The organism is Pseudarthrobacter quantipunctorum (genome assembly GCF_045291495.1).
Classification (GTDB): domain Bacteria; phylum Actinomycetota; class Actinomycetes; order Actinomycetales; family Micrococcaceae; genus Arthrobacter; species Arthrobacter quantipunctorum.
This window is the reverse complement of the sequence record NZ_CP148033.1, coordinates 66,183-84,465: the sequence shown is the minus strand read 5'-3', so window position 1 is coordinate 84,465 and position 18,283 is coordinate 66,183. Positions and strand designations below refer to the sequence as shown.

Sequence of the window (18,283 nt, the reverse complement as noted above, 5' to 3'; positions counted from 1 at the left end):
ACCGTGAAAGGTCAGTCCTGGAAGTACTCCACCTTCGCGCCGATAGTGTTCAGCCGCTCCGCCAGGTCCTCATAGCCGCGCTCAATGACATAGATGTTCCGCAGCTCTGACACTCCCCGCGCGGCAAGCATCGCCAGCAGCAGGCAGGCAGCCGGACGCAGCGCAGGCGGGCAGCCAACCTCGGCCGCACGCCATTTTGTGGGTCCGTTGACATAGATCCTGTGCGGGTCGAGCAGCTGCACCTGGGCGCCCAGCCGGTTGAGTTCCGTAAGGTAGATGGCCCGGTTCTCGTAGACCCAGTCGTGGATCATGGTCTGGCCCTGGGCGTTGGCTGCGATGACGGCGAAGAAGGGCAGGTTATCGATGTTGAGCCCGGGGAACGGCATGGGGTGGATCTTGTCCTCCGGAGCGTGCAGCTCCGAAGGCTTGGTGGTGACGTCCACCAGGCGCGTCCGGCCGTTCCGGGCCATGTACTCGCCTGAGATCTCCAACTGCTGGCCCATCTGGCCCAGCGTTGCGAGCTCAATTTCCATGAACTCAATGGGCACGCGCCGGATGGTCACCTCGGAATTGGTGACAATGCCCGCGGTGATCAGGCTCATGGCCTCGATGGGGTCCTCCGACGGGAAGTATTCGATCTCGGCGTCGATGGACAGGCGCCCCGTGATCTTAAGGGTGGTGGTGCCTACGCCCTCGATCTCCACGCCCAGCATCTGCAGGTAGAAGCAAAGGTCCTGCACCATGTAGTTGGGGCTGGCGTTCCGGATGACGGTGGTACCTTCACGGTGGGCTGCTGCCATGATCGCGTTTTCGGTGACAGTATCGCCGCGCTCTGTAAGCACGAACGAGCGGTCCCGGCTGTCTGCGGGCGGGGCCTGCACACTGTAGAAGCCCGAGGTGGCCTCCACTGAGAGGCCGAACTGCCGCAGTGCCTGCATGTGCGGCTCAACCGTACGGGTGCCGAGGTCGCAGCCGCCCGCATACGGAAGGCGGTATTTTGCCGACTCGTCCAGGAGCGGGCCCAGAAGCATGATCACGCTCCGCGTGCGGCGCGCGGCGTCAACATCCATGGCGTCCAGGTTCAGCACGGCCGGCCGCCGGAGCTGCAGGTCGGTGTCGTTAAGCCAGGTGCACTCCACGCCGATGCTGGTCAGGACCTCAACAATCCGGTTCACTTCTTCGATCCGCGCCAGGCGGCGAAGGATGGTGGTTCCCCGATTGATCAGGCTGGCACAAAGCAGTGCCACCCCGGCATTCTTGCTGCTGTTGACATCCACGGAACCGGAAAGGGTGTGGCCGCCCTCAACCCGCAGGTGGGTCATCTGCGGCTTGCCCACGTTTACGATGCTCCTGTCGAAGATCGCCTCGAGGCGCTGGATCATCTTGAGGCTCAGGTTCTGCTTGCCCTGCTCCATCCGGGCAACGGCGCTCTGGCTCGTGCCCAGTTCGGAAGCCAACTGGCCCTGGGTCCAGCCCTTCTCACTGCGGGCGTCCCTCAACATGGCGGCAACGTGTTCGGCGGTTTCCTGCGTCATAGTCAATTTTATATCATAGATGAGCTAGAAGGGAGGACTCGCAAGCAACTGACCGGAGCAAGGCCGGACTCGTACCCGTTCCATGCGATAGGAGCGGATGTCTGGCCAGCTTGACCTCCCCTGCCCCCGGCGGGACACTGGAGAAGATCCCTTCGTCCAGCGGCAACGGAGGCAACATGCGCCGCAGACCAGCCAGCGAGGCGTCGCCAAGCAGAAGACTGCGGGGCAGGGCACAGCCGCACTCGGCATCATCCGCCAGGAACACACGGCCCGTGCCGGGCATGTTGGGCTTCCTTCTGGCCGCGATGCTCTTGATGGCCGGCACCCCCGCCCTCGCCGCGCCCTCGCCCGGCGAGGGGCAGCAGTCGCTTCTGGGGAATGACATCTCCTGGCCGCAGTGCAACGGGTATTTTCCAATGGACCAGGCTTTCGCCATTGTGGGCGTCAACAACGGCCTGGCCAACACCACGAATCCCTGCCTGTCCGAGCAGCTCCGGTGGGCAGAGGATTCCGCCGGCCACCCCGGCCAGCCCACCGTCTCCCTGTACGTCAATACCGCCAACCCCGGCGCCGCCGGCTCCTGGTGGCCCGAAAACGACGAATACCCGTCCGGGCAGGCGGTCCACAACCCTTACGGCCCCTGCGAAGACGGGGATTACGGCAAGGCCTGCGCCTACATGTACGGCTATGCCAAGGCCTACGACGACGCGTACCTCCGCGGGATCAGCCACCCCGCCAGTTACTTCTGGTGGCTGGACGTCGAAACGGAGAACAGCTGGTCCCGCACCGACAAAGACGCCAACCGGACAGTCCTGGAGGGCATGACGGACTTCTTCCACAGCATCGGGGCCGAGGTGGGAATCTACTCCACCGGCCAGCAGTGGGAGCGGATTGTTGGAACAGTCAGCAGCTCGAGCAACCTCTATGCGCTGCCCAGCTGGCTGGCGGGATCGCTCAACGCCTCCGGCGCGGCGGACGCCTGCTCCAAGGAGCCCCTGACCGCCGGGGGCAGGGTGGTGCTGGCCCAATTCGTGTCCAGGGGATTCGACTACAACTATTCCTGCCAGTAGGCCCGCGCTGGTGTCAGTTTCCCAGCCACACCATGTTCCACGTTCCAAGGGACACGGCTGCAATCACCGCTGTTCCCGCCATCACCACGCCCCCGGCAAGCACCCAGGCATCCAGCGCGCTGAAGGTGGATTCGCGCGCCCACGTCCGGTGTCCGCCGCCGAAACCACGCGCCTCCATGGTCACTGCGAGCCGTGACGCCCGGCGGATTGCCTGGACCAGGAGCCCGAAGCTCTGCCCCAGCGTCGCCTTTAACCGCTGCACGGCGCTGCCGCGGGAACCCACACCCCGGGCCCGCCGGGCCATCCCGATGGTCTGCCATTCTTCCGCCATCAGGCCCACCAGCCGCATGGCCGCGAGCGTGCCCAGCACGAAGCGGTGCGGAAGGCGCGCCTTCTGCGCCAGGGCATCGGCGAGGTCCGTGGGGTCGGTGCAGCTCATCAGCAGCACGGCCGGAAGGGCGATCGCCAGCCCACGCAGGGTGAAGCCCGCCCCCAGCTCCAGCGAGCCTTCGCTCATGGTCCAGATGCCGACGTCGATCAGCGTCCTTCCGCTGTCCGGAGCCAGGATGGAGGTACTCCAGCCCCCCACGGCCGCGGCGAGGATCAGCGGCCAGCCGCGCTGCCACAGCAGGGTCAGCGTCAGCCCCGCGAGCGGAAACAGCAGGATTTCGAAAGCCAGGGCCACCGATGCGGAAACCCAGTCGATCGAAAGCGCCAGTACGGCGGTGATGAGGAAGACAGCGGCGAACTTGCTCAGGGGATTGGCCCGGGCCAGCAGGGCCTGGTTGCCGCGCAGGTTCAGCTCCTGCCTCATGGCGCCACCGGTTCCGCCGCAGCCATCCGCAGCTCAGTTCCACCCAGCGCGGCAGTGAACTCGGCGTCATGGGTTACGGACACCACGGCGGTGCCGGCATCCAAAAGCTCGGACAGGAACGAGGCCAGCTCCGCCCAGGTGTTCGCATCCTGGCCGAACGTCGGCTCGTCCAGCACCAGCACCTGGGGATGCGCTGCCAGGACGGTGGCCACGGATAGGCGCCGTTTCTCCCCGCCGGAGAGCGTATAGGGGTTTGCGTCCACGAGGTGCGTCAGCCGCAAACGCTCCAGCAGCTCGTCAACGCGTTCCTCACCATGGCCAAGGTGCCGCGGGCCGAAGAGCAGCTCATCCAGCACTTTCCCGGTGACGAACTGGTGCTCGGGTTCCTGGAACACAGTGCCGATCCGCTCTATGAGCGCCTCGGCTTTCCACGCGTAAGGGTCAATCCCGGCGCCGCGGCTGAGGTCCAGGGTTGCGGAAACCTTGCCTGCCACCGGCTCCAGGAGTCCACCGAGGGTCAGCGCAAACGTTGACTTGCCCGCACCGTTGGGACCCGTAATGGCCAGCGCCTGCCCGGCCCGGACCTGCGCGGAAATGTCCTGCTGGACGGGCACAGGGGGTATTTTCCGAAAGCCGCTGCGCCGGGCGCGTTGGCGGGAAACCGCAAGTTTCTCGGCCGCCAGCAGCAGGGCTCCGGAGCCGGGGGCCGGGCTTGCCGACCGGGCACGCGTCTGCGGAACGTACCCGGGCACCCACACGCCTGCCGCCGCCAGCATGGTACGGGCTTCGGCGAGCACCTGGTCCGGAGGGCCGTCAAGCAGCACGGCATTATCGGTGGCGCTGCCCGGCTGCAGCACCACGATCCGGTCCACCAGGTCCTTCCACACGGACACCCGGTGCTCCACCACAACCAGCGTGGCACCGGTTTTGTCCAGGCAGCGGCCCACGGCGTCGCGGACTTCCAGCACACCTGCCGGGTCCAGGTTTGCAGTGGGCTCGTCAAGCAGGATCAGGCCCGGACGCATGGCGAGGATCCCTGCCAGCGCCAGGCGCTGTTTTTGCCCGCCGGAGAGGGCAGACGTCGGATGGTCCAGCGGCAGGTGGGAGAGCCCGACGTCGTCCAGCGCCTCGTGCACGCGGGCCCAAATGGCGTCGCGGGGCACGGCGAGGTTTTCGGCGCCGAAGGCGACGTCATCGCCAACGCGGGAGAGGACCACCTGCGTCTCCGGGTCCTGCTGCATCAGTCCGGCCCGGCCGCGCTGCTCCCGGGGCACGGCGCCGTCAACCAGCAGCGAGCCCGTCTCGTCGGAGTCCCCGGCGTCGCCGCCGTCGTCGTTTATGTCCCCCAGCACCCCTGCCAGGGCGTGGAGGAGCGTGGACTTGCCGGCACCGGAAGGTCCCAGGAGAAGCACCCGCTCCCCCGGGCGGATCTCCAGGTCGAGGGCACGCACGGCCGGTTTGGTGCGCCCTGCATGGCGCCAGCCCCAGCCGCGGGCCGTGACGGCAGCCGGACGCACCGCGACGGATGCCTCATGCCGCGAAAGGGCGCCCATCAGGAAAAGACGGGCTCCGTTGCCGCCTTGCGTGATGCAAAGGAGCTCAGCACACCGGTCCTGGCCAGGCCGCGGGTGGCAACCCAGGACAGTGCCCCGGCGATGATGGCGCCGGAGATGGCGGTGAAGATGATGTACGCCAGCTTGTCGCCGGCGGCGTAGGCGATGTTCCAGCCCCACGGTGCGAACGAGTCGTTCAGGCCGCAGAAAAGACCGGCGGCAGCGCCTGCCAGCAGGGCTACGGGCAGGTTGAACTTCCGGTACACGAAGATGGCGAAGATGATCTCCGCGCCAAGGCCCTGCACGAACCCGGAGAACAGTACGGACGCCCCGTACTGGGAGCCCATGAGCAGTTCACCGGTGGCGGCCACCGTCTCGCAGAAGAGCGCAGCGCCGGGCTTGCGGATAATAAGCATGCCCAGAACGGCCGGAATCATCCAGCCGCCGGCGATCAGGCCGGTCAGGGGCGGGTAGACGGCGTTCATGGGTCCGGAGACTGCGGCGGCCCCCTGGGACCAGGCCCAGAAGATGACGCCGCCGGCGACGGCGATGAGGGCCGCCACCACGATGTCCACGACGCGCCAGGACTTGCCGGCGGTTTTCTTGACTGCTGTTGTTGCCATGTGGTCCTCCTGAGGAACAGGAGGGGAAAGTGGGCGCGGTTTCCGGCACTGCTGCCGCTGCGCGCACTTCGAGAACTCGACTCCCTTGCGCCGGTACTAACCGGATCAGGTTCGAGGGTCTGCGGCTGTCCGCACTCTCAGCGCCCACCTGCGGTCCCTGGCATGGCCAGTGATGCCGACGGCGGCGCTCCCCTGTCGTTGAATGATTCTGTTGGTGAAATATTCGCCCTGTTGGGCGTGGTTCAGTTTACCGCAGGGAGGGGTAGATTGTGGGCCATGACTGCGAATCCACCAGATATGACCGGGTACGATCCGGATTCCCATGCTGCCCAGCCGGAGGGATCCCTGGAAGCACTGATCGCCCGGATTGAGGCGGAGGTCCGGGAGCTGCAGTTTCCCGGCTTCTCCATGGACGACGCCCTGAACCTGGGGCTGCTCCTGGTGGAGTTGGGCAAGGAGCGCGGGCTGCCCATCGCCATCGACATCAGCAAGGGCGAGCAGGTCCTCTTCCACGCTGCCCTGCCGGGGGCAACGCCGGACAACGGGCACTGGATCGGGGCCAAGAAGCGGACCGCCGCCCGTTACGAGGTCCCTTCCCTGCTGGTGGGGCTGCGCGCCAGGGTTCAAGGAGGACGGATCGAGGACAACGCCTGGTTCGACCAAACCCGCTATGCCGCGCACGGCGGCTCCTTCCCGCTCTACGTCACCGGAGTGGGTGCCGTGGCAACCGTCACCGTGTCCGGTTTACCGCAGGTGCAGGACCATGACCTGGTGGTCGAGGCCCTCCGTGACATCCTCAGGCAGGCAAGCGCGGACTGACGCGGGGACGCCGTGGGCGCATGGCGTCCCCGGCATGGACACCCCCGAGGCGGCGGGAGTACATTCGAGCCGAGTGGCGGGAATTCCATCCAGGAGGGCGTCGTGACCGGTCCAGCACCCGAGAACCAGGTCCGGGCGGCGCTGGACAAAGCCTCGGACGAGATGCTTTTCATCGGCCCGGACCACCCCTACTATCCGCTGCTTGCGGAACTGGTGTCCGCCGTCGGGAATTCCTGGCAGCAAGGCTACGAGCACGGCCGCCGCGGAGGTCCGCACACAAACCCTTACGCCTGGACCGGCGCGGGAGGCTAGCAGGCTGCGTGCAGGGCCCCGGCGCTTAGCTCCAGCAGAATACAAAGGCTGCTTAGCATTTATTAGTAATCATGCTTACTATGTTGTCTCCAGCGTTTGAGGAGAACAGCACATGGCAGCCAGCATCCGCATGAAAGGCGCCCGGACAGGCCTGCAGAATGCTGCCCTCGGAACGGGCACCGTTTTCTGCCTGGCCGGCATCCTGGGATTCATTCCCGGCATCACCTCCAATTATGACTCGCTCCGCCTGGCCGGCCACGCATCGGAAGCGCTTCTGCTCGGGGTCTTCCAGGTGTCCGTCCTCCACAACACGGTCCACCTGCTCTTCGGGGCTGCCGGCATCCTGATGTCGCGCTCGCACCCACAGGCACGGAACTTCCTCGTCTACGGCGGCGTCATCTACCTGGTCCTCTGGCTGTACGGCCTCCTGGTGGGCGATCCCATCCCTGCGAACTTCATCCCCGCAAACCATGCGGACAACTGGCTCCATCTGGTTCTTGGCCTGGCCATGATTGCCCTGGCCATCATGCTCGCCCGCGGACCCGCCCCCGCAGCGGACACCGGCAGCACCGCCAACTCTTCAGTGCCCGGCACGCGCCGCCGCTGACCACCATCTCGTACCGGGCCCCCAGCGCCGGGGGCACGGAACCGCTACACGCCAGACCCGAAGGAGCATCATGAAAGTCCCAGCAGCAAGGGGTCCCGTCAGCACCGCTTTGTTCAACGCCCTCGCGGAGCGGCCGGGCACTAACGAGGACGCCCTGGAGGCGCTGCAGCGGACGTTGGCCGGCCACCTTCCGGCAACCCTGGACATCATTGGCGACGACGACCTCCAGCTGACGCTCTTCTGCCTCTACGAGCTCCACTACTCCGGCCTCGAGGGCGTAAGCGACGACTGGGAGTGGGCGCCGGAACTGGTCCGGGTGCGCCAGCTCCTTGAAAAGCCGTTCGAAGCCGCGCTCCGGGAAGCTGCCGCGGAGGCCGCCGGGGATCTGGAACTCCCTGCCCAGTCCCGTGTCACCAGCGACGAAGTGGCAGACATCCTGTTCGGCCTGGCCGCGCAGGACAGTGGCCCCAGCCTCTCCCGGTATGTGGCCAAGCAGGCCAGCCTTGGCCAGCTCAAGGAATTCCTGATCCACAAGTCCATCTACCAGCTGAAGGAAGCGGACCCGCACACCTTCGCCATCCCGAGGCTCTCGGGGCGGGCCAAAGCGGCACTGGTGGAAATCCAGGCGGACGAGTACGGCGGCGGACGGCCCGAGCGTATGCACAGCGCCCTTTTTGCCCGTACCATGCGGGGCCTGGGAATGGATGACGGGTACGGGTCCTACGTGGACGCCGTCCCCGCGGTCTCCCTCGCCGCCGTGAACCTGATGTCGCTGTTCGGCCTGAACCGCCGGCTGCGCGGTGCCATCACAGGACACCTGGCCATCTATGAGATGACCTCCTCCCAGCCCAACCGCCTGTACGGCAGGGGCTTCCGCCGGCATGGTTTCGATACGGACGTCACCCATTACTTCGATGAGCATGTGGAGGCCGACGCCGTCCACGAGCAGATCGCCGGCCGGGACCTTGCGGGCGGGCTGGTTGAGGCTGAACCCCACCTCCTGTCGGATGTCCTGTTCGGCGCCACCGCGGTCATGGCCGTAGACGGCAGGTTGTCGGCGCACATCCTGCAATCCTGGGAAAACGGCGTGTCCTCGCTGAGGGCGGAAGTGCTGGATGCGGCATGAGCACCCCGGCCACAGGCAAGACGGCTGAGTACATCCTGCCCCTGCGGTGGACTGATGATTCGGACCTGCCGGACCTGGCTGCCTACCTCCGCCGCCTCACGGACTGGATTGCCGTCACGGTGGTGGACGGCTCCGCCCCGGACCTGTTCGAGCACCACTGCAGGGTGTTTCCGCCCGCCGTCGGGCATCTCCGGCCCATGGCCGAAAGCGGCAGTGACCGCCCAGGTAGAGCCGGCGTTGGCCGCGCCGGCAACGGCAAGGTGGCCGGGGTGATGACCGGCGTGCGGGCCTCGACGGCGGACCTGCTGGTCATTGCCGACGACGACGTCCGCTACACGCGCGAGTCCCTTGCCGCCGTCGTCCAGCACCTCAGTTCAGCAGACGTGGTGAGGCCGCAGAACTACTACGACCGCCTGCCATGGCACGCGCGGTGGGATACGGCGAGGACCCTCATCAACCGCGCCTGGTCCGCAGACTTTCCCGGTACCCTGGCCCTGCGCCGCAGCACCCTTGTGGCGGCGCAGGGGTACGACGGGGTCCTGTTCGAAAACCTCGAGCTGATCCGGACCATCAAGGCCGCGGGAGGCTGCGAGAAGGTTGTCCCGGACCTGTTCGTGGCACGGAGGCCGCCCAACGCCCGGCATTTCCTGAAGCAACGCGTCCGCCACGCCTACGACGATTTCGCCCAGCCGCGCAGGCTCGGCGCGGAACTGGCGCTGCTTCCGGCAATTCTCGCCGCTGCGCGCATGCCCGGGCGGCTCCGCGTGTCCGCCTTTCTTTCGCTGGCAGCTGCATCCGCCGTTGCCGCCGGGATCGGACGGCGGCGGAACAGGGGCGCAGCAGTCTTCCCCTTCAACACGGTGTGGTTTGCCCCGCTGTGGACCGTTGAGCGCGCGGCCTGCATCTGGATCGCGCTCGGTCTCCGGCTGAGCGGGGGCATGCCCTACGCAGGAAGCCGCATCAAAACAGCCGCGCATTCCGAGGCCGAACTTCGGCTGCGGCACAGCAGGATTGCCGGAACCCGGCACCAGGATTGTATGGATCTCCACAGCAACGCAGAGCAGGAGCAAAAATGAACCAGGAACCAGCCGAGAGCTCCATTGTGGTTTGCCCCGACGGGCCGCTCATTGTGCGCGGCGACTTCGAGCTCGTTACGCCGTCCGGCGAACCGGTGCCCCGGGACCGCAAAACAGTGGCACTGTGCCGGTGCGGCGCCTCAGCCATCAAGCCCTATTGCGACGGCACCCACAAGATGATCAAGTTCCGCACCGAACCCCCGTCCAACTGAGCAGGGGACCCGGCAAACGCCAGATAGGCTAGGGACAGCCCGTTTTCCGCCCGCAAGGAGTATCAAGGAATGAACCTTTTCATTAAGCTGCTCGGCACCGGCGTGAGCCTCGGCGCCGGCTTCGTCGGCACCAAGCTGGTCAACACCATCTGGGAAAAGTCCACCGGGCGCAAGCCGCCCACCGGCAAGGACGAGGACGTTCCCACGAGCCTGCAGTCCGCGCTGACGTTCGCGCTGATCTCAGCCTCGGTCAGCACCATCATCCAGGTCCTGGCCAACCGCGGCACCCAGCGGGCCATCACCCGGTTCGCCAAGAGCCAGGACATCGTCTAGCCGCGTCCCCGCCAGCACTCAGCCGTCGCCGGAACCGTCCTCACGGGCGGCTTTGGCGGCGGCTTTTTGCACCACTGCCTCCAGCTCATCCGAGGTGAGGAGTTCGCGGTGCAGGTGCTTGGTGCGGTAGCCGGCGCGGCCCACCATGTGCGCGGAGACCGGCACGGTAAGCAGTTGGAAGATCCAGGCCACCAGCAGCACGGGCCACACCCACCAGGTGCGCATCTGCAGTCCGATGGACGCCAGGAGCAGGAACAGCCCCAGAACCTGGGGTTTGGTGGCGGAATGCATGCGGCTCAGGAGATCGGGGAACCGCAGCAGGCCGATGGCCGCTCCCAGGGACATGGTGGCCCCAACAATCATGAACACCGCGGACAGCACGTCCACCCAGGCATCCAGGGCAGTGGAATCAGGACTCATTGGGCTGTTCCCTCCGGTCTGCCACGAACCTTGCTACGGTCACGGAGCCGATGAAGCCGATGATCGAGATGGCCACCACCAGCATCAGGTTGTTCAGGTGCCTGTTGACGGCCATGTCCACGCACAGGGCCCCGCCCAGGATCGCCAGAAGGACGTCCGTGGCCAGCACCCGGTCCAGGAGTGACGGTCCGCGGGAGATCCTGATGATGGCGCCGACGGCCGCGAGCGAAAAGATCACGGCGGTAACTGCCAGGACGATCTGCATCATGCGGCCGCCTCCGTCCGCAGAATTTCGAGTTCTTCGGTGGTACCCATGATCCTGATCAGCCCGGCTTCGATGGACAGCACCTCGTTCTTCAGGTTTTCGACGTCCTCCGGAGAGCTGATGTTCAGCGCGTGGAGGTAGAGGGTGGATGTTGACCGGTCCACCTCAACCACCAGCGACCCGGGGATCAGTGAAATCACGTGGCCCGTGGCCGTGACCAGGAGGTCCTGGTGGCTGCGCAGGGTCACGGCCACAACGGCGTTCTTCACCTTGGGACCCCGGGCTACGGCGAGGTACAGGAGCTGCAGGCTGGCCATCACCACCTTGGCCAGGAACACCAGTGCGAACGGAACGGCGTACAGGATGTTGAAGCGTCCGCTGAGCTCCACCGGCGGAAGATAGAACAGGCGTGCCACGGCCACCGACAGCAGGGCTCCGAACAGCAGGTTGCCCGGGCTGAAGTCCTGCCACAGGGCACCCCAGACGATGACCAGCCACACCAGGAGCGGAAGCTCCTGGCGCAGCGAGATGCGCCGGCGGCTCATTTTCCTCCCCCTGCGGTAAGGACCAGTGGAACGTCCGTGTCCTCTCCCAGGACAGCCTGGATGTAGGAGGACCTGTCCAGCATGTCGTGCGCGGCCTGGTCCGAAACCGTGAACAGCGGTCCCGCAAACACGGTCAGGCCCACGCCCAAGACCACCAGTCCGACCGTGGAGCCCACCATGGTGCGCGGCAGCAGGGTGACGGTGTTGGGTTTGGCTCCCGGCCCGGTAACGCGGGCGGCAGGCGTGGCCAGCAGCACGGGATCCGGATGTTCGGCGTCCGAAGGCCTGCGCCAGAACGCGCGGTTCCACACCCTGGCAACGGCCAGGAGGGTCAGCAGGCTGGTCAGCACGCCGCCGATCACCAGCACGTAGGCCAGCGGTGTTCCGAGTTCAACACCCGCCTGCATGAGCCCCACCTTGCCCAAAAACCCGGAGAATGGCGGGATGCCGGCCAGGTTCATGGCGGGCACGAAGAAGAGCAAAGCCAGCAGCGGAGACAGCTTGGCCAGGCCGCCCAGCCGGTCCACGGACGAACTGCCGCCCCGGCGTTCGATCAGTCCCGTCACCAGGAACAGGGAGGTCTGGATGGTGATGTGGTGCACCACGTAGAAGACCGCCGCGCCAAGCCCCGCCACGGAGGACATGGCCAGGCCGAATACCATGTAGCCGATGTGGCTCACCAGGGTAAACGAGAGCAGACGCTTGATGTCGCTCTGCGCCAGGGCGCCCAGGATTCCCACCACCATGGTCAGTAACGCGGCGACCATCAGCGGGGTGTTCAGCGAGTCCCCGGGAAACAGGAGCGTCTCGGTGCGCACCATGGCGTAGACACCCACTTTGGTGAGCAGCCCCGCGAACACGGCAGTGACCGGCGCTGGCGCCGTGGGATAGGAGTCCGGCAGCCAGAAGGACAGCGGGAAAACGGCGGCCTTGATGCCGAAAGCCACCAGCAGCATCACGTGCAGCAGCGTCCTGGTGCCCTGGTCCAGCTCCCCAAGCTTGATGGCCAGGTCCGCCATGGTGATTGTTCCGGTGGCGCCGTAGACCATGGCGATCGAGATGAGGAACAGCACCGAGGACACCACCGACACCACCACATAGGTGACGCCTGCCCGGATGCGGGGTCCGGTGCCGCCCAGCGTCATCAGCACGTAGCTTGCCGTCAGCAGGATCTCGAACCCGACGTAAAGATTGAAGAGGTCCCCGGAGAGGAACGCATTGGAGACGCCGGCCACCAGGATCAGGTACGTGGGGTGGAAGATCGAGACGGGCGCGTCCTGGTCGCCGTCGGCCATGCCCTGCCCTGTGGCGTACACCAGCACGGCAAGGCTCACCGCCGAGGAAACCACCAGCATCAGGGACGAGAACTGGTCCACCACCAGCACGATGCCCCACGGCGGCAGCCAGCCGCCCAGGGTTACGGCGAACGTGCCGCCGTCCCAGACGGAGGCCAGCAGGAGGCACTCCAGCAGGAGCGTGAGGGACAGCAGGGCGATGCTCACCGCGCGCTGGGCCAGTGAATGCCGGATCAGCATGAAGGTCAGGGCGGCTCCCAGGATGGGAAGTACGACGGCGAGCGGGGCAAGGCTTGCGAGGTTCACTTTCCGCCTCCTTCCGGGCCAGGGGCCACATTGCTGGAGCCGGGTTTTTCTTCAGAGGCTGCCTGCTCGACGGGAATCTCGCGGCCGCCGGCCACAAGCGTTGTCCCGGGAGCGCCGTCATTCGAGGTGGACCCGCCGGGGCCGCCATGGCCCGTGCCGCCGTCGTTGGAGACGCTGTGGTTGGAGACGCTGTGGCCGTCCGTGCCCAGCATGGTGAGCGGAAACTCCGAGGTCTCGGCAGGGACCTCGGCGTCGTCCTCGGCGTCGAAGCTTGGCGTTACTGCAACACGAAGGTCTTCCACGTCGTCCTGGATCTCGTCCCGGCGGGCCAGCACCCAGGTGCGGTAGATGATGCCGAGCATAAAGGCGGTGACGGCAAAGGAAATAACGATGGACGTCAGGATCAGGGCCTGGGGAAGGGGATCGTTGTAATCCCCGGCCGCAGTGTCCTTCGAGTACAGGGGCGCGAGCCCCGCGTACCCGCCGGTGGCCAGGATCAGCAGGTTGGTTGCATTGGCCAGGAGCATCAGCCCCAGCAGGACGCGCGTGAGGCTGCGTTCCAGCACCAGGTAGATGCCACACGCGTACAGTGCCCCCATGACGATGAGGAGGGTCAGGTTTACGCTCATGCTTGGCCCTTTGCGGTGGTCTCGGAAGCTACGCCTTCAGGCTCCTGCTCAGGCGCGGACGTTGTGGCGGAGTCTTCGCCCGCAAATTCCTGCTCCTCGCCGGGAGTCCGGCCACCCACAGCTGAACGCTCCTCGAAGTGCTCGTCGATTTCGGCGCCGAGGCTCCGCAGGACGTCCAGCACCAGGCCCACCACCACGATGTACACGCCGATGTCGAAGATGGTGGAGGTGACGAACTTGATGTCCCCGAACACCGGGAGCCACAGTTCGATGATCGCGCTCTGGAACACCTGGCCGCCCAGCAGCAGCGGCACTGCGCCGGAGGTTGCGGCCACAGCCAGCCCGATTCCCAGCAGGGCGCCGGCGCTGACAGGTGTGGCCTCGCGGAGTTCAAACCGGCCTCCGGCCAGGTAGCGGATGGTCAGGGCCAGGCCGGCTGTCAGGCCGCCGGCGAAGCCGCCGCCGGGCAGGTTGTGGCCTGCCAGCAGGAGGTACAGCGAGAACATGATCATGGAGTGGAAGATCAGCCGGGTGACCACCTCGAAAATGATGGACCGGCGTTCGGGGGCCAGTGTCCGGCCGGCCACGATCCACGCATCCCGGGCAGAAGCCGCGAACTTCCGGCTGACGGCCAGCGCCGCTGCGTCCCGGCTGCCGGGGTCGACCCCCCGGTGGCGGCCAACGGTCCCCTCCGCCACAGTGGCGGAGTTCAGGATCTTGTCACCGCGGCCGCGGACGAAGATGAGGCTTGCCACGCCCGTTGCTGCCAGCGCCAGGACGGTGATTTCGCCGAAGGTGTCCCAGGCGCGGATGTCCACGAGCGTCACGTTGACGATGTTCAGTCCCCCGCCGCCCTCATACGCGAGCCTCGGAAATTCCAGCGAAACCGGCGTTGCTATCCGTGCTCCCATGGCGTAAATCGCGGCGAACACCATGGTGACGCCGAAGCCCAGGCCGATGATCACGCGCACCACCCGGTATTTGCCGCCGGTCCGGTCGCGGAGCTCGGGCGGCAGGCTGCGCATCGCCAGCACGAAAGCCACCAGGATGATGGTTTCCACCAGCATCTGCGTCAGTGCCAGGTCCGGGGCACCCTGGAGCGCGAACATCAGGGCAATGCCGTAACCGGTGACGGAAACCATCAGGACAGCCAGGAACCGCTTGTTGGCTTTGACGGCCGCCAGGGCGCCGATCACGATGCCGGCACCCACGACGAGTTGGAGCGGGGATCCGGGGTCCACCAGGTAGATCCCGTCCGGAAGCGGCTTGCCGGCCACCAGGATGACGGACAGGGGCAGCACAAAGGCCACGCTCAGGATGACAGCCAGGTAGTAGTACAGGGAACCGCGCTGCGTGCGTCCGGTAATCCACACCGCTGCGTCATCCAGCCCGCCGATGGTGTACTGGTACGCCTTGTCCCCGTCCACCCACGGCGGCACCAGGGACTGGACCCGCGCCACCGCGTCGCGGCCAAAGTACATCGCCAGGCCCAGCGCGAACGTGAGGGCCGTCAGGCCCAGCGCCGGCGTGAAGCCGTGCCACAGCGCAAGGTAACCGGCCTGCTCGGCGGCTGTTCCGGCGTCGGGCGCGTTGGACGCGAACAGTGCGGCGTAAGGCTGGATCCACGCGTCAACAGGGGCTGGCCACAGCCCGTACACGATGGTCAGGAGGCTGAGGATGGCGGGCGCGGCGAGGAAGGAGGGCCTGATGGCCTTGAACGGGGTGGGCTCCACGCCGGGCTTGACGGCAAAGGCGCCCCACATGAAGCGCGCACTGTAGGCGAAGGTGAGGATGGATCCCAGGACCAGCCCGGCCAGGACCACCATGCCCCACGGGCCGGCTTCATCGGCACCTGCGTGGTGGACGAAGGACTCCAGCACGGATTCCTTGGCCACGAACCCGGCCAGCGGGGGAACTCCGGCCATGGACGCGGCGCCGATGGCGGCAACCACTCCGAGCGCGCGGGAGGAGCGGAACACGCCGGAAAGCTTGCGGACGTCGCGCGTTCCTGACTGGTGGTCGATGATGCCCACCACCAGGAACAGGGTGGCCTTGAACAGTCCGTGGGCCAGGAGCATCGCGAGCCCTGCGAGCGCCGCGTCCGGCGTGCCCAGGCCCACCACCATGGTGAGGAAGCCCAGCTGGCTGACGGTGCCGTAGGCGAGGATGAGCTTGATGTCGGTCTGGCGCAGCGCCCGGTAGCCGCCCACCAGCATGGTGGCCAGGCCAAGGCCCAGCACCACCGGCTGCCAATACGCCGTTTCGGAGAACCCGGGCGCCAGCCTGGCAACCAGGTAGATACCGGCTTTGACCATCGCAGCGGCATGCAGGTAGGCGCTGACCGGCGTGGGTGCGGCCATGGCGCCGGGGAGCCAGAAGTGGAACGGGACCAGGGCGGACTTGGTGATGGCGCCCACCAGGATGAGTACGACGGCGGCGCTCACCATGGAGCCGGAGGCTCCGCCTGCCAGGGCGGGCGCCTGCTCCAGGATGCTGGAGATGCGGTAGGTGCCGGCCGTGTGGCCCAGCATGATGAGGCCCACCAGCATGGCCAGCCCGCCCGCGGTGGTGACCATCAGGGCCTGCAACGCGGACCGCCGCGCAGCCAGCCTGGTGCGGGCGAATCCGATCAGGAGGTAGGAGAGGATGGTGGTGAGTTCCCAGAAGATGAACAGCAGCAGCAGGTCATCGGCCACCACCAGCCCGAACATGGCGCCCGCAAAGGCCAGCAGCTGGGCACCGAAGGCACCGAGGTCCTGGTCTTTTTTCTTGAAATACCTGGCGCAGTAGACCAGAACCAGCGAGCCGACGCCCAGCACCAGCAGGGACATGACCCAGGCGAGCGCGTCCATGCGGAAGGCAAGTTCGAGTTGGAGCCCGGGAATCCAGGGCACTGTTTCGCTGACGGATCCCGCTCCGGTGTACACCGGACCGTGCTGCAGCAGCAGCCAGATGAAGGATGCGCCGGGAACAGCAGCCAGTGCATAGAACGCGTTGCGGCCCCAGGCCCTGAAGAGGAACGGCGCCAGGACAGCCACCGAAAAGTGCACGGCAAGGACTGTTATCACTGGTATCTCCGCGTCGTCAGGGATTCGATTGTCAAAAGTTGGAGCAGGCGGTTCATTCGTTAGGTCCGGGAGGGTCCAGTTTATCAAGGCTTAGGCGGCCGCCCCTCCGTCCCTACGCCCTGCCAGGCGCGCGGCCCGGTATCCCGGGGGGTTCGCTCCGGCCCCTGTTCGCCACGGGCGGATACGATGCATCCTATGAACAGCGCCAGCGCTCCAGGGGCAACGCAGCCGTCCTCGGAACTTGAGTCCGGGAACCAGCGCACCAGCAAGGGCCGCATCCTGGCGTGGGCTTCATGGGACTGGGGGTCCGCAGCCTTCAACGCCGTGATGACCACGTTCGTCTTCACCGTCTACCTCACTTCCGACGCCTTCGGCGGCGAAGACCAGGCCTCGGCGGTCCTGGGAGGTGCGCTGGCAGTTGCCGGCCTGGCGATTGCCCTGCTGGCCCCGGTCACCGGCCAGCGCTCCGACGCGGGCGGCCGGCGGAAGCTGTGGCTGGGGGTCAACACGGGGGCGGTCGCCCTCCTCACCGCGCTGTGCTTCTTCGTCTTCCCGCGGCCTGAGTTCCTGCTGCTCGGAGTGTCCCTGATAGCCCTGGGCAATGTGTTTTTCGAGTTCGCGGGTGTCAACTACAACGCCATGCTCGCCCAGATCTCCACGCCGTGGAACATCGGCAAGGTCAGCGGATTCGGCTGGGGGGCCGGCTACCTTGGCGGCATCGTTGCCCTGCTGATCGTCCTCCAGCTGTTCGTCCAGCCCAGCTTCGACTGGTTTGGGGCGTCCACCGAGGACAGCCTGAACATCCGGCTGGTGGCGGTTTTCTCGGCCCTGTGGTTCCTTGTTTTCGCCCTTCCCGTGCTGTTCGCCGTGCCCGAGCTTCCCGGCGCCGCCCAGGCGAAGCGGCTGGGCCTCCTGGCCAGCTACGGCCTGCTTGTCCGGCGGATCAAGGCCATCTACGCCACCAGCCCCCACACCATCTACTTCCTGCTGGCCAGTGCTGTCTTCCGGGACGGGCTGGCCGCCGTCTTTACCTTCGGCGGGATCATCGCTGCGGGAACCTTTGGCTTTGAGCTGTCCCAGGTTATTTTCTTTGCCATTTTCGGCAACGTCGTGGCCGCAGTGGGTGCAGTCCTTGGCGGCCTGCTGGACGACCGGATAGGCCCCAAGCGGGTGATTATCGGCTCGCTGGTGGGCCTCCTGGTTGCAGGGAGCGTCATACTGGTGCTCGGCAACGGGGACTACACCTTCCTCGGGATGGCCTGGGCTGGCAGCACCACTTTCTGGGTGTTCGGGCTTTTCCTGTGCCTGTTCGTGGGGCCCGCCCAGGCCTCATCGCGCGCCTACCTGGCCAGGCTGGCCCCGCACGGCGAGTCGGGCGAACTCTTCGGCCTCTATGCCACCACCGGCCGCGCCGTCAGTTTCCTGGCGCCAGCGCTCTTTACCCTCAGCATCACCCTCGCGGCTCCGCTGGTGGCACCGGGCGAGGCCCAGCGCTGGGGCATCCTGGGCATCATGGTGGTACTGCTGGCGGGACTGTTGGTCCTGCTGCCGGTGAAGTCCCCTGACAAGGCCGCCATCGCCACGGTTCCGGCTGCCTGACGCCCTGCAGCTTTTCCCTCGGGTTCTGCCAGACACCTCTTGACGCCGTATGTTATCGATCACATAATTGTGATCG

Annotated in this window: 19 protein-coding genes and 1 riboswitch; of the genes, 9 read left to right on the top strand and 10 right to left on the bottom strand. The window is 66.4% G+C overall.

All coding sequences use genetic code 11. The annotated features are described in order from the left end of the window. Positions 1 to 11 precede the first annotated feature (11 nt). Entirely contained in the window at positions 12 to 1,535 is a 1,524-nt protein-coding gene (locus tag WHH00_RS00360) for a UDP-N-acetylglucosamine 1-carboxyvinyltransferase (protein ID WP_406635533.1), read from the bottom strand. A gap of 281 nt (positions 1,536 to 1,816) precedes the next feature. On the opposite strand from WHH00_RS00360, the gene WHH00_RS00355 reads away from it, so the two are divergent. After that, positions 1,817 to 2,605: a hypothetical protein gene (locus WHH00_RS00355; protein WP_406638444.1), complete on the top strand. Its 789-nt coding sequence runs from the start codon at positions 1,817 to 1,819 to the stop codon at positions 2,603 to 2,605. Positions 2,606 to 2,618: 13 nt separating this feature from the next. Here the strand turns inward: WHH00_RS00355 and WHH00_RS00350 are convergent, their stop codons facing one another. From WHH00_RS00350 to WHH00_RS00340, 3 genes are read right to left on the bottom strand one after another with little or no spacing between them, the layout of a single operon-like run. Then, the gene (locus WHH00_RS00350) at positions 2,619 to 3,419 is read right to left on the bottom strand and encodes an energy-coupling factor transporter transmembrane component T family protein (protein WP_406635531.1); all 801 of its coding nucleotides are present in this window, start codon (positions 3,417 to 3,419) and stop codon (positions 2,619 to 2,621) included. Continuing rightward, positions 3,416 to 4,972, bottom strand: coding sequence for an ABC transporter ATP-binding protein (locus tag WHH00_RS00345; RefSeq protein ID WP_406635529.1), 1,557 nt, complete (start codon positions 4,970 to 4,972; stop codon positions 3,416 to 3,418). Before WHH00_RS00345 ends, WHH00_RS00350 begins: the two co-directional genes overlap by 4 nt. Beyond that, complete coding sequence (locus WHH00_RS00340) at positions 4,972 to 5,595, bottom strand: ECF transporter S component (protein ID WP_406635527.1); 624 nt, start codon at positions 5,593 to 5,595, stop codon at positions 4,972 to 4,974. The genes WHH00_RS00345 and WHH00_RS00340 overlap by 1 nt, the downstream gene beginning before the upstream one ends. A gap of 64 nt (positions 5,596 to 5,659) precedes the next feature. Further along, positions 5,660 to 5,799: riboswitch (TPP riboswitch) on the bottom strand. 72 nt (positions 5,800 to 5,871) lie between these two features. Between WHH00_RS00340 and WHH00_RS00335 the strand changes: the two genes are divergently transcribed. From WHH00_RS00335 to WHH00_RS00305, 7 genes are all read left to right on the top strand, one after another. Then, the gene (locus WHH00_RS00335; RefSeq protein WP_406635525.1) at positions 5,872 to 6,414 is read left to right on the top strand and encodes a heme-degrading domain-containing protein; all 543 of its coding nucleotides are present in this window, start codon (positions 5,872 to 5,874) and stop codon (positions 6,412 to 6,414) included. 102 nt (positions 6,415 to 6,516) lie between these two features. Next, positions 6,517 to 6,726, top strand: coding sequence for a hypothetical protein (locus WHH00_RS00330; RefSeq protein WP_406635523.1), 210 nt, complete (start codon positions 6,517 to 6,519; stop codon positions 6,724 to 6,726). A gap of 112 nt (positions 6,727 to 6,838) precedes the next feature. Then, positions 6,839 to 7,333 (top strand): DUF4383 domain-containing protein, encoded by a 495-nt coding sequence (locus tag WHH00_RS00325; RefSeq protein ID WP_406635521.1) that lies wholly within the window; start codon positions 6,839 to 6,841, stop codon positions 7,331 to 7,333. Positions 7,334 to 7,403: 70 nt separating this feature from the next. Beyond that, complete coding sequence (locus WHH00_RS00320) at positions 7,404 to 8,459, top strand: iron-containing redox enzyme family protein (protein ID WP_406635519.1); 1,056 nt, start codon at positions 7,404 to 7,406, stop codon at positions 8,457 to 8,459. Then, on the top strand, positions 8,456 to 9,535 hold the full coding sequence (locus WHH00_RS00315) for a glycosyltransferase (RefSeq protein WP_406635517.1): 1,080 nt from the start codon (positions 8,456 to 8,458) through the stop codon (positions 9,533 to 9,535). The genes WHH00_RS00320 and WHH00_RS00315 overlap by 4 nt, the downstream gene beginning before the upstream one ends. After that, positions 9,532 to 9,747, top strand: coding sequence for a CDGSH iron-sulfur domain-containing protein (locus WHH00_RS00310; RefSeq protein ID WP_406635515.1), 216 nt, complete (start codon positions 9,532 to 9,534; stop codon positions 9,745 to 9,747). The genes WHH00_RS00315 and WHH00_RS00310 overlap by 4 nt, the downstream gene beginning before the upstream one ends. Positions 9,748 to 9,816: 69 nt before the next feature. Next, the gene (locus tag WHH00_RS00305; RefSeq protein ID WP_066279890.1) at positions 9,817 to 10,080 is read left to right on the top strand and encodes a DUF4235 domain-containing protein; all 264 of its coding nucleotides are present in this window, start codon (positions 9,817 to 9,819) and stop codon (positions 10,078 to 10,080) included. 18 nt (positions 10,081 to 10,098) lie between these two features. Here WHH00_RS00305 and mnhG read toward each other — a convergent pair whose 3' ends face one another. The 6 genes from mnhG to WHH00_RS00275 are packed head-to-tail and all read right to left on the bottom strand — an operon-like array spanning position 10,099 to position 16,608. Next, a complete protein-coding gene (gene mnhG / locus WHH00_RS00300; protein ID WP_406635513.1) occupies positions 10,099 to 10,500 on the bottom strand; it encodes a monovalent cation/H(+) antiporter subunit G in 402 nt (133 codons plus the stop codon). Beyond that, on the bottom strand, positions 10,490 to 10,768 hold the full coding sequence (locus WHH00_RS00295; protein ID WP_066279895.1) for a monovalent cation/H+ antiporter complex subunit F: 279 nt from the start codon (positions 10,766 to 10,768) through the stop codon (positions 10,490 to 10,492). Before WHH00_RS00295 ends, mnhG begins: the two co-directional genes overlap by 11 nt. After that, positions 10,765 to 11,310, bottom strand: a complete 546-nt coding sequence (locus tag WHH00_RS00290; protein ID WP_406635511.1) for a Na+/H+ antiporter subunit E — start codon at positions 11,308 to 11,310, stop codon at positions 10,765 to 10,767. The genes WHH00_RS00295 and WHH00_RS00290 overlap by 4 nt, the downstream gene beginning before the upstream one ends. Beyond that, positions 11,307 to 12,911, bottom strand: coding sequence for a Na+/H+ antiporter subunit D (locus WHH00_RS00285; protein WP_406635509.1), 1,605 nt, complete (start codon positions 12,909 to 12,911; stop codon positions 11,307 to 11,309). Before WHH00_RS00285 ends, WHH00_RS00290 begins: the two co-directional genes overlap by 4 nt. Continuing rightward, entirely contained in the window at positions 12,908 to 13,540 is a 633-nt protein-coding gene (locus tag WHH00_RS00280; RefSeq protein ID WP_406635507.1) for a Na(+)/H(+) antiporter subunit C, read from the bottom strand. Before WHH00_RS00280 ends, WHH00_RS00285 begins: the two co-directional genes overlap by 4 nt. Further along, the gene (locus tag WHH00_RS00275) at positions 13,537 to 16,608 is read right to left on the bottom strand and encodes a Na+/H+ antiporter subunit A (RefSeq protein ID WP_406635505.1); all 3,072 of its coding nucleotides are present in this window, start codon (positions 16,606 to 16,608) and stop codon (positions 13,537 to 13,539) included. The genes WHH00_RS00280 and WHH00_RS00275 overlap by 4 nt, the downstream gene beginning before the upstream one ends. 195 nt (positions 16,609 to 16,803) lie before the next feature. Here WHH00_RS00275 and WHH00_RS00270 point away from each other — a divergent pair, with 195 nt between their 5' ends. Next, positions 16,804 to 18,207 carry an MFS transporter gene (locus WHH00_RS00270; RefSeq protein WP_406635503.1) on the top strand — a complete coding sequence of 468 codons (1,404 nt, stop codon included), beginning with the start codon at positions 16,804 to 16,806 and terminating at the stop codon, positions 18,205 to 18,207. The last annotated feature ends 76 nt before the right edge of the window (positions 18,208 to 18,283 follow it).

What these genes read in the sequence shown, in the direction of transcription:
- WHH00_RS00270 (WP_406635503.1), top strand. Translation starts at nt 16,804, where the DNA reads ATGAACAGCGCCAGCGCTCCAGGGGCAACGCAGCCGTCCTCGGAACTT.
- WHH00_RS00295 (WP_066279895.1), bottom strand. Translation starts at nt 10,768, where the DNA reads ATGATGCAGATCGTCCTGGCAGTTACCGCCGTGATCTTTTCGCTCGCG.
- WHH00_RS00310 (WP_406635515.1), top strand. Translation starts at nt 9,532, where the DNA reads ATGAACCAGGAACCAGCCGAGAGCTCCATTGTGGTTTGCCCCGACGGG.
- WHH00_RS00340 (WP_406635527.1), bottom strand. Translation starts at nt 5,595, where the DNA reads ATGGCAACAACAGCAGTCAAGAAAACCGCCGGCAAGTCCTGGCGCGTC.
- WHH00_RS00355 (WP_406638444.1), top strand. Translation starts at nt 1,817, where the DNA reads ATGTTGGGCTTCCTTCTGGCCGCGATGCTCTTGATGGCCGGCACCCCC.
- mnhG (WP_406635513.1), bottom strand. Translation starts at nt 10,500, where the DNA reads ATGAGTCCTGATTCCACTGCCCTGGATGCCTGGGTGGACGTGCTGTCC.
- WHH00_RS00290 (WP_406635511.1), bottom strand. Translation starts at nt 11,310, where the DNA reads ATGAGCCGCCGGCGCATCTCGCTGCGCCAGGAGCTTCCGCTCCTGGTG.
- WHH00_RS00325 (WP_406635521.1), top strand. Translation starts at nt 6,839, where the DNA reads ATGGCAGCCAGCATCCGCATGAAAGGCGCCCGGACAGGCCTGCAGAAT.
- WHH00_RS00335 (WP_406635525.1), top strand. Translation starts at nt 5,872, where the DNA reads ATGACTGCGAATCCACCAGATATGACCGGGTACGATCCGGATTCCCAT.
- WHH00_RS00345 (WP_406635529.1), bottom strand. Translation starts at nt 4,972, where the DNA reads ATGGGCGCCCTTTCGCGGCATGAGGCATCCGTCGCGGTGCGTCCGGCT.
- WHH00_RS00320 (WP_406635519.1), top strand. Translation starts at nt 7,404, where the DNA reads ATGAAAGTCCCAGCAGCAAGGGGTCCCGTCAGCACCGCTTTGTTCAAC.
- WHH00_RS00280 (WP_406635507.1), bottom strand. Translation starts at nt 13,540, where the DNA reads ATGAGCGTAAACCTGACCCTCCTCATCGTCATGGGGGCACTGTACGCG.
- WHH00_RS00350 (WP_406635531.1), bottom strand. Translation starts at nt 3,419, where the DNA reads ATGAGGCAGGAGCTGAACCTGCGCGGCAACCAGGCCCTGCTGGCCCGG.
- WHH00_RS00305 (WP_066279890.1), top strand. Translation starts at nt 9,817, where the DNA reads ATGAACCTTTTCATTAAGCTGCTCGGCACCGGCGTGAGCCTCGGCGCC.
- WHH00_RS00360 (WP_406635533.1), bottom strand. Translation starts at nt 1,535, where the DNA reads ATGACGCAGGAAACCGCCGAACACGTTGCCGCCATGTTGAGGGACGCC.
- WHH00_RS00315 (WP_406635517.1), top strand. Translation starts at nt 8,456, where the DNA reads ATGAGCACCCCGGCCACAGGCAAGACGGCTGAGTACATCCTGCCCCTG.